10 protein-coding genes are annotated in these 17,138 nt (G+C 32.3%); all 10 read left to right on the top strand.

Going from position 1 to position 17,138, the window contains the following annotated elements:
* Positions 1-42: 42 nt before the first annotated feature.
* The 10 genes from OO775_RS06025 to OO775_RS05980 all read left to right on the top strand — a co-directional run bounded on the left by OO775_RS06025 (position 43) and on the right by OO775_RS05980 (position 16,959).
* Positions 43-4,350: a translocation/assembly module TamB domain-containing protein gene (locus tag OO775_RS06025; protein ID WP_264846143.1), complete on the top strand. Its 4,308-nt coding sequence runs from the start codon at positions 43-45 to the stop codon at positions 4,348-4,350.
* Positions 4,351-4,508: 158 nt separating this feature from the next.
* Positions 4,509-5,357 (top strand): peptide chain release factor N(5)-glutamine methyltransferase, encoded by an 849-nt coding sequence (prmC, locus tag OO775_RS06020; RefSeq protein ID WP_264846142.1) that lies wholly within the window; start codon positions 4,509-4,511, stop codon positions 5,355-5,357.
* A 69-nt stretch (positions 5,358-5,426) separates the two neighbouring features.
* On the top strand, positions 5,427-7,277 hold the full coding sequence (locus tag OO775_RS06015; RefSeq protein WP_373874552.1) for a DNA topoisomerase IV subunit B: 1,851 nt from the start codon (positions 5,427-5,429) through the stop codon (positions 7,275-7,277).
* A 128-nt stretch (positions 7,278-7,405) separates the two neighbouring features.
* Positions 7,406-8,650, top strand: coding sequence for an OmpA family protein (locus OO775_RS06010; protein ID WP_264846141.1), 1,245 nt, complete (start codon positions 7,406-7,408; stop codon positions 8,648-8,650).
* A gap of 24 nt (positions 8,651-8,674) precedes the next feature.
* On the top strand, positions 8,675-9,313 hold the full coding sequence (locus OO775_RS06005; RefSeq protein WP_264846140.1) for a hypothetical protein: 639 nt from the start codon (positions 8,675-8,677) through the stop codon (positions 9,311-9,313).
* Positions 9,314-9,472: 159 nt separating this feature from the next.
* Positions 9,473-10,378, top strand: coding sequence for a YitT family protein (locus OO775_RS06000; RefSeq protein ID WP_264846139.1), 906 nt, complete (start codon positions 9,473-9,475; stop codon positions 10,376-10,378).
* Positions 10,379-10,537: 159 nt separating this feature from the next.
* Entirely contained in the window at positions 10,538-10,696 is a 159-nt protein-coding gene (gene rpmH / locus OO775_RS05995) for a 50S ribosomal protein L34 (protein WP_002669412.1), read from the top strand.
* 448 nt (positions 10,697-11,144) lie between these two features.
* On the top strand, positions 11,145-12,857 hold the full coding sequence (locus OO775_RS05990; RefSeq protein ID WP_264846138.1) for a DUF262 domain-containing protein: 1,713 nt from the start codon (positions 11,145-11,147) through the stop codon (positions 12,855-12,857).
* A 14-nt stretch (positions 12,858-12,871) separates the two neighbouring features.
* Positions 12,872-15,724 carry a carbamoyl-phosphate synthase large subunit gene (gene carB, locus OO775_RS05985; protein WP_264846137.1) on the top strand — a complete coding sequence of 951 codons (2,853 nt, stop codon included), beginning with the start codon at positions 12,872-12,874 and terminating at the stop codon, positions 15,722-15,724.
* Positions 15,725-15,891: 167 nt separating this feature from the next.
* Entirely contained in the window at positions 15,892-16,959 is a 1,068-nt protein-coding gene (locus OO775_RS05980) for a PIN domain-containing protein (protein WP_264846136.1), read from the top strand.
* The last annotated feature ends 179 nt before the right edge of the window (positions 16,960-17,138 follow it).

Here is a 17,138-nt window from a genome sequence, read left to right as displayed (position 1 = left end):
ATTATAAAACTACTTGTACTGAGTATAGTATTGATTTTCATATTGTTACTATTACCACCAGTGCAAAGTGGAATTGCGTCGTTTGTAACTAAAAAACTCAATGAAAGTTATGGAATTGATATTCGCATAGGGAAAACTTCAATAAGCGTACTTGGAATGATTTCTCTTAAAGAGGTTTTAATTAACGATTTTAAGAATGATACGCTAATATCAGCAGGAACGCTTCGTACTTCAATAACCAATTTTAATAAACTTATAAAAGGTAATTTGTATTTTGGAAATATTTATGGTGAAGATTTACATTTTCATCTTAATACGTACAAAGGAGATACACTTTCTAATTTAGATGTATTTATAAATAGTTTTGATGATGGTACGCCACCTTCACAAGAACCTTTTATTATGAAAGCCAAAGGTATCTATTTGAAAAATAGCTATTTTCATATATTAGATTATAATAATGAAAATCCTTCACAGCTTGTTGTAGATAGTCTTTTTACTGAGATTTCAGATTTTTCGATAAAAGATTCTGATATAGGTCTGAAACTTCATTCGGGAAGTTTCGTTTTGGACAAACATCTGAAAATTACGGATTTAAAAACCGATTTTTCATATACAAATTCGTTTATTTCTATTGATAATACAACGCTTATTACTCCTTTTTCTCATATAAGAGCCGATGTAAAATTTGCTTCTGCTAATGGAAGTTATAATAATTTTTTAAATGATGTAAAGGTACACGCTCGTATATACAATAGTAAAGTAAGAACCGAAGATATTATTCCTTTGTATAATGGATTTTCTAATAAAAAACTAATTGAATTAGAAGGAGAAGTTCAAGGAACACTTAATAATTTTTCAATAAATAATCTTTCGGCTTGGTATCAGAATACAGAACTTTTAGGAAATTTTACATTGGCTAATTTATTTGAAGAAAACAAACCTATTCATATAAAAGGAGATATTACACATTTGGTTTCGATTTATTCTGATTTGGTAGGACTTATGCCAGTCCAGTTAGGAGAAAACTTACCTGAACAAGTTCGCCATTTTGGTTTTTTTGAAACCAGTGGAACTATTGATTATTCAACAACTGACCTAGAACTTGATATGGCTTTTTCTTCTCAATTGGGTGATTTTACAATAGAAGGAATATTAAATGACCTTGATAATTTGGAAAAAACTTCATACAAAGGGTATTTGACTACACATCAGTTGGATTTGGGGAAAATTATTGAGCAAAATAATCTGGGAAAAATAACATCGAATATTCAATTTGTAGGAAAAGGGTTGAATTTTGACAAAATTGATAAAATATTTGTTGATGGAAAGATACAACAAATTGTTTTTAATGATTACAATTATACAAATATAGATGTAAAAGGTGATTTTGTCAAACAATACTTCAAGGGAGAGGTTAAAATAAATGATGTCAATCTGAAAATGTCGGTAGATGGGCTTGCACAGCTTGATAAGAAGCAAAATATATATGATTTCATAGCGGATATAGAGCATGCTGACCTAAAAGCGCTTGGTTTTATTAAGAATGATTCGATAGCAAAACTAAAAGGTCTTGTTATACTTGATGTAAAAGGTAAAACACTTGATGATATTACAGGGAAAGTAGGAATACATAATACCATATTCGAAAAGAATGCTACTCGGTATACTTTTCAAGATTTTGATGTAAATATTTCTTTAGATGAGAAAAAAGTAAGAACAATTCTGATTGATTCTCCAGATGTTATTACTGGAAAGGTTGTGGGTAACTTTGCTTTTGGTGAGTTGGACAAGATTTTTAGAAATTCCATAGGGAGTATTTATGCAAATTACAAGCCTTTTAAAGTTTCGAAGGGGCAATACCTTTCATTTGATTTCAAAATTTATAATAAGATTATAGAAATATTCCTTCCGGAAGTTACTTTGGGCAAAAACACATTCATACGAGGGAATATTGTTGCTGATTCGGGTGATTTTAAGTTGAATTTTAAATCGCCAAGCATTGACCTTTATGGAAATAAGTTAGAAAAAATCAATTTGTTAATAGATAATAAAAATCCGTTGTATAATACGTTTTTCGAGATAGACAAATTTAAAAATTCCATATACGATATATCCGATTTCAATCTGATTAACGCTACAATTAAGGATACTCTTTTTTTTCGCACGGAGTTCAAAGGTGGGAATAAGAAGGAAGATAATTATACTTTGAATTTTTATCATACGCTTGACCAGAATCAGTCTTCGGTTGTGGGTTTAAAGAAATCGATTGTGCATTTCAAAGGAAAAGATTGGATTGTAAATAAAGAAGGTAAGAACAATCGGGTGGTTTTTGACAAGAAACTTGATTCGATTCATATAGAAAACTTTCAGTTACAACAAGCAGAGCAAATTATCTCGATAGGAGGGAAGATGGGCAAGAACTCTTACAAAGATATCCATCTGGTTTTTAATAAAGTTGAGTTATTTGACATTACTCCGAGCATAGAAGGGCTTAATTTTTCGGGGGCGCTCAATGGTCATTTATCTTTAATTCAACAACGAAATAAGTATTTTCCTTCTTCAGATTTGGTAATTAGTAATTTTACTATCAATGATTATTTGATGGGAGATTTAGAAATGGGTATTGATGGAAATGAAGATTTATCAGCTTTCAAAGTAAATACGCAATTTATAAATGGACAAGGAGAAGGTTTCAGAACTATTGGTGATATTCAAATACGAGATAATGGAACTTATTTAAGTCTTGATACAAGTCTGAAACGGCTCAATTTAGCTCCTTTTGGAGCTTTGGCAGATGGAATACTCAATAATGTACGTGGATATATGACGGGTTCAGCTCATATTTCGGGTATGGTAACTAATCCGAAGATAGAAGGAGAATTCTCATTAGAAAAAGCTGGAATGGGCGTGCCGTATCTGAATATTGATATGGATTTTGACCCCGATGCATCTATTTCGCTAAAAGGAAATGATTTTATCTTCAATGAAATAAAAGTAATTGATGTGGTTTATAAAACTCAGGCGGTGCTTAGCGGAAAAATCTATCATAAAAAATTTGTAGATTGGTTTCTGGACTTGCATTTGAACACGAAAAACAATCGTTTCTTGGTGCTAAACACACAAGCTGAGCATAACGAATTGTTTTACGGGACGGGATTCATAAAAGGCAAGGTTGATTTGACAGGAAATGTGAAGGATATTCGTTTAAAGGTGCAAGCATCAACCGCAGATGGGACAAAATTTAAAATTCCCCTAAGCAATACACACACAGTTGGTGATGATTCTTTTATTGACTTTGTTGAAAAGAAGAAAAATGACATTGAACAAACTTCGCAGATGAAGACTTTTCAAGGTTTTGAGATGGATTTTGATTTGGATATTCTTCCAAATACCGAAGTTGAAATCATTATTGACCCTAAGACAGGTAGTAATTTAATTGGCAAGGGCGCAGGAACGTTACTCTTTGAGATAAATACCGATGGCAAGTTCAATATGTGGGGAGACTTTCTGACTATTTCAGGAGAATACAATTTTAAATATGAAGGCATTATCGACAAGAAGTTTCGTGTATTGCCCGGAGGTTCAATTACGTGGAATGGCGACCCGCTTAATGCAGAACTTTCTAACCTGAAAGCAGTATATTCTTTGTATGCTAATCCATCTACTTTATTAGAATCAAATCAATATAATCGTAAAATACAAACTCAAGTTGAAGTTAGTTTAGAAGGTAGTTTAGCTCAACCACAAACTATTTTTGATATAAATTTCCCTGATAGTAATTCAAGTCTTGTTTCTGAACTTAATTATCGATTAAAAGATACTGATAAAAAACAATTACAAGCTTTTGCACTTTTATTACAAGGTAATTTTTTAAGTGATACATCTGCCGGAGACAAAATTGTTTCTTATAATATGTTAGAAACAGCTGCGGGAATATTCAATCAACTTCTTTCAGGAGATGATGATAAACTAAACTTAGGTCTTAGTTATGAAACAGGAACTGTTAATGCTGAACAAGCTTATAATACAGGTGATAGATTGGGTATTACACTTTCAACACAAATTAACGAACGTGTATTACTCAATGGTAAAGTAGGAATACCCGTTGGAGGAGTTACACAAACAGCGATTGCAGGTGATTTTGAAATACAATTTCTATTAAATAAAGATGGAACACTTAGTGCAAAGATATTCAATCGTGAGAATGATGTTCAACAATATTTCTTAGATAAAATTGGATATACACAAGGAGTTGGTCTTACTTACAGAGTTGATTTTAATACTTTCAAACAACTTATTCGAGGTATTTTTAAAAGAAATCAAGATAAAAATAATAAAAATCCATAATGTTTTTTATGAAAACTATATGGATTTTTATTTTTTCTATATAGAAATAAAAGAAAATGAGATGATTTTTTTGATAATCTATCTTTACTTTTTGTTTTTTCAGATAGATTTTTTTATTTTTTTAATGAATTTTTTTAAAATGATATAAAAATATAAAAATGAAACTTTCAAAATTAAAAATTCTATTTCAAAATGAATTAAAATCAGTTTATTCAAAACAAGAAATAGATATTATTTTTTTTAAATTACTTGAAAAATATTTAAATCTATCTAAAATAAAGTATTTTTTAGATACAGAAAAAGAAATTTCTACTTTGCAATATAATATTTTTACTAATACAATAAAAGAATTACAACAAAATAAACCCATACAATATATACTAAGTGAAGCTCACTTCTATGGACTTTCTTTCTATGTTGATGAAAATGTATTGATACCTCGACAAGAAACAGAAGAATTAGTAGATTGGATTATTCGTTCTACAAATAAAGAAAAATGTACCAAAATATTAGATATCGGAACAGGAAGTGGTTGTATTTCAGTTTCTTTAGCTAAAAACTTACCCAATGCACAAGTTTTTGCATTAGATATTTCAAATAAAGCACTTCAAATAGCTAAAAAGAATGCTGAAAAAAATTCTATTTCAGTTACTTTTATAAATGAAGATATTATGAAAATAGAAAAACTACCTTATATATTCGATATTATTGTATCAAATCCTCCTTACGTGCGTGAATCAGAAAAAAAACAAATTGCAAAGAATGTTCTTGAATATGAACCACACTTAGCTTTATTTGTACCTGATGAAAATCCACTTATTTTTTATAATAAAATAGCCGATTTTGCAAAAAATAATCTATCAGAAAACGGATTCCTTTTCTTTGAAATCAATCAATATCTCGCAAATGAAATGTCTGAGCTACTTTCATACAAAAATTATAAGAATATAGAATTAAAAAAAGACCTGAACACAAATCACCGAATGATACGAGCAACTTTTTTATAAAAAAAGATAAAAAATCAGTTTTATAATTCGTGTTTTTTCGTATCTTTGCCCAACTTCAACAATAAAATTATGTCATTGGAAGCCATACAATATAACGAAGATAATATTAAATCATTAGACTGGAAGGAACATATTCGTATGCGTCCCGGAATGTATATCGGTAAGCTTGGAGATGGCTCTTCTGTCGATGACGGAATTTATATCTTACTCAAAGAGGTTATTGACAACTGCATTGATGAGTTTGTAATGGGTGCAGGAAAAACCATTGAAGTCAAAATAGAAGAAGGCACGGTTTCTGTACGTGATTACGGACGTGGAATTCCTCTGGGCAAACTCGTTGATGTTGTTTCCAAAATGAATACCGGAGGAAAATATGACTCACGAGCCTTTAAGAAATCAGTAGGACTTAATGGCGTTGGTACAAAGGCTGTTAATGCACTTTCGTCATATTTTAAAGTAGAATCGATTCGAGATAATCAGCAAAAATCAGCCGAATTCCAACAAGGAGAATTACTCCACGAAGGCAATGTAGAAGAATCTAAAAGCAGACGCGGGACAAAAGTTGTTTTCACTCCCGATGTACAAATATTTAAAAATTATAAGTTCAGAAACGAATACGTAGTAAAGATGCTTCGCAATTACGTATATCTGAATCCGGGGCTTACCATTGTTTATAACGGAGAGAAATATTTTTCTGAAAACGGATTGAAAGATTTGCTCATAGATGATAATAATCAAGAAGATTTTCGCTATCCGATTGTTCATTTGACAGGCAATGATATTGAAATAGCGCTAACTCATAGCAAATCACAGTACAACGAACAATATTATTCGTTTGTCAATGGACAAAATACAACACAAGGAGGAACGCATTTAACGGCTTTTCGTGAGGCAATTGTACTGACATTACGTCAATTTTTCAAAAAAGATTATGATGCTTCCGATATTCGAAAATCTATCATTGCAGCTATCTCGGTCAAAGTGATGGAACCTGTTTTTGAAAGTCAAACCAAGACCAAATTGGGTTCTACCGAAATGGGAGATGGAAAACCTTCGGTACGTACCTATATTTTGAATTTTATTCAAACACAATTAGATAATTTTTTACATAAAAATGAAGCTATTGCCGATGAAATTCAACGTAAAATTATCCAAGCCGAGAGGGAGCGTAAAGAACTTTCAGGAATACGTAAATTAGCTCGCGAACGTGCCAAAAAAGCTAGCCTACATAATCGAAAACTGCGTGATTGCCGAATTCATTTGAATGATAGTAAAGAAGAAAGAAGTTTAGAAAGCACACTTTTTATTACTGAGGGAGATTCGGCTTCAGGTTCTATTACCAAGTCACGCGATGTTAATACACAGGCAGTTTTTAGTCTTCGAGGAAAACCACTCAATACATATGGGAAAACGAAAAAAATAGTGTATGAAAACGAAGAATTTAATCTGCTTCAAGCGGCTTTAAATATAGAAGATTCAATGGAAGATCTTCGATATAATAATATTGTTATTGCTACAGATGCCGATGTAGATGGTATGCATATTCGCTTACTTTTGATTACGTTTTTCTTACAATTTTTCCCCGAATTGATTAAAGAAGGACATGTTTATATATTGCAAACGCCTCTTTTCCGTGTGCGAAATAAAAAAGAAACAATTTATTGTTATAGTGATGAGGAACGTATAGATGCCATTATGAAATTGCGAAATCCAGAAATTACTCGATTTAAAGGTTTGGGAGAGATTTCACCAGACGAATTCAAAAATTTTATCGGTTCAGATATGCGCTTAGACCCTGTAATGCTTGATAAAGCACTTAGTATAGAAAAATTATTGGAATTTTATATGGGAAACAACACGCCTGAACGTCAAGAATTTATCATAAATAACTTGAAAGTAGAGTTAGATGTTGTTGAATAATACGCTAAGAGACAAATGTTTTTAACGAAAATACTAATTTTTCAACAAAAATAGATTATTTAACAAAAATTTAATTTTATTATTAAGAAAAAAGAGTACTTTTGGAACATAAAATTCAATGAATTCAAATGAAAAATATTTATGTAATTTTAGCACTAATTATAATATTTGTAGGTGCTTATTTGCAATGGTTTTTTTGTTGTCATGGGATAATTGAAAAAAAATTTCCATTAGATATAAAAGACGGGCAAAAACAGGTAGTTTTTAATCCTAAAAATTTTCACTTTTTGGAGGGTGAATCGGGGTTCGCATCAATTTCAGAATCACTACATAGTAGCTTAGATAGCGTAACAGATTTTTTGAATATAAATCCTGATAAATTATTGAAAATAAAGGGTTTGTATAATGATAAAGAAACTGAACAAATAGGACTTTCTCGTGCAGAAAATGTAAAAAATTGGTTTATTGAAAAAGGTATCGAAAGTTATCAACTTGCCACCGAAACACAGCATGAAAGTGGTTTAATAACCGATGAAAATAATCAATTAAGAGGAGCTACTCTTTTTACTGTAGAACAACTTTCTGATTTTTTTGGAAAATTTAAAGTGGAGGATAAACAAGGTAATTTCTCTTATGAAAGTAATGATAATTTTAACTTTCGACCATCCCTTTTGTATTTTGAAGAGCCTCTTAGTCAGGGAATTAGAGATGGTGTACTGGCAATAAATCAATATTTGGTTTCTAACCCAGATAAGATGTTAGAAATAAAAGGATATTATCACTCCGAAGAACGAAATGTATCAGTTTTTGATAATTTAGGTATTGCACGAGCTAATACTATTAAAGATTTCTTTGTAGCACAAGGTGGAGCATCAAACCAATTTTTGACTAAGGGCGAAGTACGTGATGCATACAATTTGCATGCTCCGCTTTTGAAAGGTGCAGTTTCATTTAGTATTTTGACCAAAAGTCAAGAAGAAAAAGAAAAATTTCGTAAAGAATTATTAGCTTTTGGTCGAAATTTGAATAGAAATCCACTTATTATCTATTTTGATACAGGAAAATCAAAAATTGATTTGACAGTTGAAGAACGAGAAAAATTGGCTAAAATAGCTCAATATGTAGACCATATTGATAATGCTAAAGTACTAATTGTAGGGCATACAGATAATGTAGGTGATGCGAAGAAAAATTTACAATTAGGACAATTTCGAGCAGACGCTCTAAAAAAATACTTAGTAGCTCACGGATTTGCTGAAAAATCGGTTAATACAATATCAAAGGGACAAACCAAGCCCATTGCTTCAAATAAAAAAGAAGAAGGACGAGCTAAAAATCGACGTGCAGAAATTAGCGTACGAATTGAAAAATAGAGTATAATTAAATAAAATAAATATATGTGTTGGTTAATTCCTATCATTGTTGGAGTATTTTGCTTTTTGCTGGGCTATTTGTTCGGCAAATCGAAAGCTGAAAGTTCTTTTAAAGCAAAAATGACTCCACTTGAAGTAAGTCTCAATACACTCTCCAAAGAGAATGAAGACTTGAAATTACAACTTAATAGTTGTCAAGAAGAGAATATTAAACTCTCTAAGTTAGAAACCAAAGAGTTAGAAGAAGAGTTAGAGGTGTTGCGTAAAAAGAATTTGGATTTAGAAGTAAGATTAAAAAAATGTCAAGAGGCAAAAAATGATATTTCGATAGAGTCTTATACAGTTCCATCACAAATACAGAGTTTATTTGATGCAACATTGGCAAGTCAATTTTTAGGCAAGAAAATAAAAGAAAATGACCTTACAATAATTGAAGGTATTGGTCCTAAAATAGAAGAACTTTTCAAAGAAAAAGGTATAAAAACTTGGAAAATTCTTTCAGAAACATCTGTAGAAACTTTATCAGAAATTCTTAGCGAGGGAGGATCTCGTTTTCAAATGCATAAACCAACTACTTGGCCTAGACAAGCATTATTAGCATATCAAGGCAAATGGGAAGAACTTAGAAATTGGCAAGATACCCTTAAAGGAGGTCTTGAATAATATATTAAAATGTACAAAAAAACTGAACATCAAAGTGTTCAGTTTTTTTAATCCTCAAAAATATACAATTTTTGTAATATGATTAAAATATTTCAGAAAAGGTTTTTTCATTTGTAGAAATATAAATAAATTTGCCAACGAATTAAGTAATAGTAAAAGATGATAAAGAAGCGAATTTATCCAATGAAATATTTGAAATCTTTTTATATAAAAGATTATTTTGTTATTCTGTTTGGTTTAATATTATTTACAGTAGGGTATACAGGATTTATATTACCCAATAAAATAGTAACAGGAGGGCTCTCAGGTATAGCTACAATTATTAAATATGCAACAGGTTTTGAGGTTTGGAAAACTAATTTGATAGTAAATGCAGTTTTATTATTACTTGCTTTTCGAATGATAAGTAAGCAACTTACATTTCGAACAATAATAGGAGTAGGAATTTTAACTATTCTATTTCGATATGGTGAAGTGTATTTACAGCCCTATTTTACTGAAAATCCTCCGTTGAGTGATGCTTTATTATCTGTAATAATGGGAGGACTTTTGGCAGGAGTTGGTTTAGGTTTAGTGTATTCGGTCAATGGAAGCGCAGGCGGAACAGATATTCTTGGTTTTTTGGTTACAAAATATTTTCGGATAAGTTTAGCTCGTATTATGCTTATTCTTGATGTTTTGATTGTAGTATCATCTTATTTTATTCTGGATAGTACGGCAGAAACGTTAGAAAAGACTGTTTTAGGACTTATTTTGTTACCGCTAATGTGGCATATGGTTGATATGGTGCTTAATGGAGCAAGGCAATCGGTACAGATATTTATATTTTCAAAACAATATGACGAAATAGCAACTCATATCAATACGGAGATAAAGCGTGGATGTACAGTAGTTGATGGTACGGGGTGGTATTCGCAAACACCACAAAAAGTCGTAATTGTTATTGCTCGAAGAACCGAAGCTACATCTATTTTTCGCTTAGTAGATAGAATAGATCCACAAGCGTTTGTTACCAAAACAAATGTTATGGGAGTATATGGTAATGGGTTTGATAAAATTCGATAAGATTTTATATTTTGAATAAAATATCAACAAAATAATTATTTTATTGCAGATAAATTTGGTAAATAAAAAAAATAGTATTACTTTTGCCCTCAATTAAGAAATTTTCTATTGTAAAAGAATATATAAGTTAATTTTTAAAGAGATAAAGTATAAAGCGTTATGAAAAGAACATTTCAGCCTTCAAAAAGAAAGAGAAGAAATAAGCACGGTTTCAGAGAGCGTATGGCAACTGCCAACGGAAGAAAAGTATTGGCAAGAAGAAGAGCTAAAGGAAGAAAAAAATTAACAGTTTCTTCAGAACCAAGACATAAAAAATAAGTCGATGGTTGATTTTTATAATATATAAAGGTGTTATCTTTTTTAGGTAACACCTTTTTTTAAAAATTTCTGTTTTTTGAAGGTACCCTTTGATAGTTGACGGGAAATTTTAATCAAACGAAACGGAGTTGTTCTTTGAAAGAGACAGATACTTGACTTATCGTTACTTGGAAAATATCTTCAAAGGAGAGAAATCTAGATGAAAATTCAGTTGTTGTATTTTTTGCAATAGATCAAGATGAAAACTAATTTGTATATCCGTTATTGGTGTGATAAATGATTTTTTTGTGATAATTTATCAAAAATAAAAATATAACTCTTTGATTTTTAATTGTATATTTTCATGTTTTGCCTGTAAAAATTAGTAGTTATACTCTTATTAGTGATAACGGAGATATGTAAAAACCAATTTATGATTTGATACAGAATTAAGAAAAGATAGAATGTTATGGAAGCGGGAAAAAAAACAATCAATGATATTTTTAATGGAAATAGGGTTTTAGAAATTCCTTTTTTTCAAAGAGCTTATGTTTGGGGGGAAGACCAATGGGAAAGGCTACTGGAAGATATGGAAAATGTAAGTGAGACCGATAAACCATATTTTTTAGGTTCGGTAATTCTAAAGCAACAACCAACCCAAACAGTAAGTAGGGCAGGAGACCGAAGAACTGTGATTGATGGACAACAAAGATTAACCACTTTGAACATCTTTTTTAAAGTTTTGTGTTTGAAAACCAATCAAGATGGGAGATTTGAACGAATTTTTAAACTAATTGATGAAAGTATCTCCTTATTACATAATCATAATGATGTTGAAAATTTTAATATAATTTTAAATTTATCTACATTAGAAGATTTATCAGAAACGGATAATATCACTTTGGCTTATACCTATTTTAAAAAGAATTTAAATCCCGAGAAATTAGATTTTGGTAAAATTTTAACGAATATTCTTTTTGTAGGAATTGACCTTGATGAACGAGAAGATGAGCAACAAATTTTTGATACTATTAACTCTCTTGGTGTTAAGTTAACTACTGCTGAATTACTTAAAAATTATTTTTTTGGTAGGGAGGAAAAAGATTTATACGAAAAATATTGGAAAAATATATTTGAAGCCGATGATGAAACCAAAAATTATTGGGATAGAGAAATAACCACTGGTAGAATTCGTAGAACATTTATTGATTTATTTTTTTGGGCATATTTACAAATAAAAATTCAAGAACCAACTTTAAAAATTAAAACAGAAGATAAGATAGAATTTTCAAAAGTAGAAACGCTTTTTGAATCTTACAAAAATCTTATAAAAAATTACAATCTAAACAAAAATGATATTCTTTTAGAGATAAAAGATTATGCAAAAATATTTAGTGGTAATTTTGATTATGAAGTTGTCAATACTGAACTTACTCCAAATAATGGCATAGAAAGAATAACGACAATTATTTTTGGATTAGATACTTCCACTTTAATTCCGTATATTTTATATGTTCTGAAAAATACTCAAAATGATAAAAATACTCAAAATGAACTTTTTGAAATATTAGAAAGTTATGTGATGCGTAGAATGGTAATTCACGCTAATACAAAAAATTATAATCAACTTTTTACCGATAGACTCATTCAGAATGAAATTTTATCAAAGCAAGAGTTCATAAACTTTTTTGAGAGGCAAGAAGACCAAATCAACTTCTTTCCTAATGATGAAGAGTTAAAAAAAGGATTTGACAATGCTATACTTGTAAATAAACAAGCAGCAGGGATTGTATATTTTATAGAATCTAAATTGCGAAATGGAATGGATAGTACTCGCCTTTTAGGAATTTCAAAATATACTCTGGAACACTTAATGCCTAAAAAATGGGAAAATAATTGGGGGAAAATAAATGATAAAGAGAAACGAGATTTTAGAAATCGGAAATTACTCACTCTTGGTAACCTCGCTATTATTACGCAGTCTTTAAATTCATCAATCCGAGATGCGAATTGGAAAACTAAGAAAAAAGGAAAAGATAAAAGAGGAGGTTTGGCACTTTATTCATCGGGAATAAAAACTTTGGTTCCTTTTCTTTCGTTAGAAAATTGGAATGAGGAAGAAATACAAAAAAGAGCTGATTTTCTCTATAATGAGGCCGTTAAAATTTGGAAAAAAAACTAAAAACATAGGAAAAAATGCCAAAGCGTAAAGATTTAAATTGTGTATTGTTAATTGGTTCAGGACCAATTATTATCGGACAAGCTTGTGAGTTTGACTATTCAGGTTCGCAGTCGTTGCGTTCGCTACGTGAGGACGGCATCGAAACGGTGCTTATCAACAGCAATCCTGCCACCATTATGACTGACCCTTCAATGGCTGACCACGTCTATTTGAAGCCTTTGACTACCAAATCCATAGTTGAAATTCTGAAAAAACATCCCAATATTGATGCCGTTTTGCCCACAATGGGAGGGCAAACAGCCTTAAATCTTTGCATTGAAGCCGCTGAAAAAGGGATTTGGAAAGACTTTGGTGTGGAAATCATTGGGGTGGATATTGATGCAATCCAAATTACTGAGGACCGCGAGAAATTCCGTGTGCTTTTGGACAAAATTGGCATTCCGATGGCTCCGTCCGAAACGGCAAATTCCTTCCTTCGAGGAAAAGAAATTGCCCAAAAGTTCGGTTTTCCTTTGGTAATTCGTCCTTCTTTTACGTTGGGCGGAACGGGAGCTTCTGTGGTGTACAAAAAGGAGGATTTCGATACGCTTCTCACACGTGGTTTGGAGGCTTCTCCTATTCACGAAGTGTTGATTGACAAGGCATTAATGGGTTGGAAGGAATACGAATTGGAACTTCTTCGCGATAAAAATGACAATGTGGTAATTATCTGTACCATTGAAAATATGGACCCAATGGGTATCCACACGGGCGACTCCATTACCGTTGCTCCTGCGATGACGCTTTCCGATAGAACATTTCAACGTATGCGGGATATGGCTATCAAAATGATGCGAAGCATTGGCGACTTTGCAGGAGGATGTAACGTTCAGTTTGCCGTGTCTCCTGATGAAAATGAGGATATTATCGCCATAGAAATCAATCCGCGTGTATCACGTTCTTCGGCATTGGCTTCCAAAGCAACAGGCTATCCGATTGCCAAAATTGCAACAAAATTGGCTATCGGTTATAACTTGGACGAACTTTCTAACCAAATCACTAAGTCCACTTCAGCACTTTTCGAGCCTACGTTGGATTATGTTATCGTAAAAATTCCGCGTTGGAACTTTGACAAATTCGAAGGTTCTGATCGCACTATCGGTCTGCAAATGAAATCGGTAGGAGAAGTAATGGGTATCGGTCGCTCGTTCCAAGAGGCGCTTCATAAAGCTACGCAATCACTTGAAATTAAACGCAATGGATTGGGAGCAGATGGCAAAGGATACAAAAATTATGAGCAAATCATCGACAAACTTACCAATCCGAGTTGGGATAGAGTCTTTGTGATTTACGACGCCATCGCGATGGGCATTCCACTTTCGAGAATTCACGAAATCACTAAGATAGATATGTGGTTCTTGAAGCAATACGAAGAACTATACAGCATTGAGAAAGAAATTTCAACCTATAAAATAGAAACGCTTCCGAAAGATTTACTATTGGAAGCCAAACAAAAAGGCTTTGCCGACCGCCAAATCGCTCATATGTTGGGGTGTTGGGAAAGTGAAGTCTATAAAAAACGTGAAGAATTGGGTATCAACCGCGTATATAAGTTGGTAGATACGTGTGCTGCCGAGTTTAAAGCACAAACACCGTATTATTACTCTACGTTTGAAGCTCCAATTCGTGATGCGAACGGCAATCTTTTCACAGCGAATGATAGTATCGTTTCCGACCGCAAAAAAGTAGTTGTGTTAGGCTCAGGACCTAACCGCATTGGGCAGGGAATTGAGTTCGATTACTGTTGTGTTCACGGAGTGCTTTCGGCTGCCGAGTGCGGTTACGAAACTATTATGATTAACTGCAACCCTGAAACAGTTTCTACGGATTTTGACACGGCAGACAAGCTCTACTTCGAGCCTGTTTTTTGGGAACATATTTACGACATCATTCGTCACGAAAAACCCGAAGGTGTTATCGTTCAGTTGGGTGGACAAACCGCTTTGAAATTGGCTGAAAAACTCCATAAATATGGCATTAAAATCATCGGAACGAGTTTTGACGCGTTGGATTTGGCAGAAGACCGAGGGCGTTTTTCTACTTTATTGAAAGAATTGGGCATTCCGTATCCGAAATTTGGTGTTGCCGAAACTGCCGACGAAGCCTTAAAGTTAGCCGATGAGTTGGACTTCCCGCTTTTGGTGCGTCCGTCGTATGTGTTGGGTGGACAAGGAATGAAAATCGTTATCAATAAGCACGAATTGGAAGAACACGTGGTGGATTTGCTTCGTAAAATTCCGAATAACAAACTCTTGCTCGACCATTATTTAGATGGAGCTATCGAAGCCGAAGCCGACGCCATTTGCGACGGCGAAAACGTGTATATCATTGGGATTATGGAACACATCGAGCCGTGTGGGGTGCATTCGGGGGATAGTAATGCCACGCTGCCACCGTTTAACATCGGTGAGTTTGTGATGCAACAAATCAAAGACCATACGCACAAAATCGCCAAAGCCTTAAACACGGTGGGACTGATAAACATTCAGTTTGCCATTAAGGACGACACGGTGTACATCATCGAAGCCAACCCGAGGGCGTCGCGTACCGTTCCGTTTATCGCCAAAGCCTACGGGGAGCCGTACGTGAACTACGCTACCAAAGTGATGCTTGGCGAGAAGAAAGTAACCGATTTCGATTTCCAACCGAAATTGGACGGATTTGCTATCAAACAGCCCGTGTTTTCGTTTAATAAGTTCCCGAACGTGGATAAGCGTTTAGGACCCGAAATGAAATCTACCGGCGAGAGTATTCTTTTCATAGACGACCTCAAAGACGACCAATTCTATGAGCTCTATGCAAGAAGGAAAATGTATTTGAGTAAGTAGGGAATAGAAAATAGGGATTAGGCAATAGTAGGGGCGAAAATTTTTTCGCGCTTTTTTTGATATAATGGATGTTTTTACTCACAGATATAGATTATTTTTGTATTTAGAAAAAAGCATACCCTTTTAATTTATGCCAAATAAAGTCATATATTTTAAAAATTGTAATGATGAAGGATATAATAGTTTTAGATACAAGTATTTTTATTAAAGAAAACTTTTTACACGGAACTAAAATAAAATCTTTATTGAGTTTAAGTAGTAAAGGAATAATCGAAATTTATATTACTGCAATCACTTATAATGAATTGGAAAGTAAATTTGTTGAACATCTTGATAAAGCTGCTTCAAACCATCAAAAATTCATTAAAGCTTGGGAAAACTGTATCCTAAAGAATAGTAAAGCTTTTGATGTTTTCTTTAAAGAAATTAATGAAACCTCAATTAAAGACGAATTTACTAATAATTTTAAAGAATTAATTAATAAAGACATTATAAAACTTATACCATACAAGGTTATCGACATAGAACCAGTTTTTGATTGCTATTTTAATTCTTTACCTCCTTTTGGAGAAGGAAAGAAAAAATCAGAATTTCCCGATGCATTTAGTTTGGAATTGATAAAAGATTTTTTATCTCAAAATAATTCGAGTGCTTTTATGTTTTCGATAGATAATGATTTTATTAAATGTCCGTTATCTAATTTGACAATTAGAAGTGACTATGACCAATATTTAGATGATAAATATAAAGATTTAGATAAGGCTAAATCTGATATTACTAAACTGCTGTTTTCACAGAACTATAATTTTCTTAAACAAGAACTTATTGATTGGTTCAAATCAAACATAGATGATATTTCATTATATTTTGACGCTGTAAATTGGAAGGAAATCTATGATTTGCACATTAGTGAAGTTAATGTCGGAGACTTAGAATATAAAATTGTGGATATTAAAGAAGACTATGTTATAGTTGAAGTTACAGGAGATGTTGATATAGAAGTCAGTGTTTTAACGGATGATGAAGATACTATGTACTACGATAGTGATGATAAGAGTTATCATTATTTAGAACAGAATTTTGAATGTTTTGAAAAGAAATTTAGATCAAAAATGATTGTAACAGCCGAAATTATTTCAGAAGAAGATTATCAAGGAAATTTTGAAATAGAATCTATAAATGAAGGATTAGAAATTAGTTTTGACATTTCTGATAAGAGTAATGACTATCGATAATAACAGAATAGTTGTTCATTGACAAATTTTATTATATCTTGAGTTCTCAATTTTTTTCAAAATATATTCAAAAAATACCAATACAACCCCTACCCCACAGACACCCTCACGGCGTCTTTTGTTTTTAACAGCATTTTAATACTAATCTGCTGAATTTTTACCACTTACGGCACGGATAT

The sequence above is a fragment of the Capnocytophaga catalasegens genome (genome assembly GCF_026005215.1).
Classification (GTDB): Bacteria; Bacteroidota; Bacteroidia; order Flavobacteriales; family Flavobacteriaceae; genus Capnocytophaga; species Capnocytophaga catalasegens.
Note: the sequence above shows the minus strand (reverse complement) of the source record. Positions and strands in the feature narration are given on the sequence as shown.

Coding starts and splice junctions, on each gene's coding strand:
- prmC (WP_264846142.1), top strand. CDS start 4,509: ATGAAACTTTCAAAATTAAAAATTCTATTTCAAAATGAATTAAAATCA.
- OO775_RS06015 (WP_373874552.1), top strand. CDS start 5,427: ATGTCATTGGAAGCCATACAATATAACGAAGATAATATTAAATCATTA.
- OO775_RS06010 (WP_264846141.1), top strand. CDS start 7,406: ATGAAAAATATTTATGTAATTTTAGCACTAATTATAATATTTGTAGGT.
- OO775_RS06005 (WP_264846140.1), top strand. CDS start 8,675: ATGTGTTGGTTAATTCCTATCATTGTTGGAGTATTTTGCTTTTTGCTG.
- OO775_RS06000 (WP_264846139.1), top strand. CDS start 9,473: ATGATAAAGAAGCGAATTTATCCAATGAAATATTTGAAATCTTTTTAT.
- rpmH (WP_002669412.1), top strand. CDS start 10,538: ATGAAAAGAACATTTCAGCCTTCAAAAAGAAAGAGAAGAAATAAGCAC.
- OO775_RS05990 (WP_264846138.1), top strand. CDS start 11,145: ATGGAAGCGGGAAAAAAAACAATCAATGATATTTTTAATGGAAATAGG.
- carB (WP_264846137.1), top strand. CDS start 12,872: ATGCCAAAGCGTAAAGATTTAAATTGTGTATTGTTAATTGGTTCAGGA.
- OO775_RS05980 (WP_264846136.1), top strand. CDS start 15,892: ATGAAGGATATAATAGTTTTAGATACAAGTATTTTTATTAAAGAAAAC.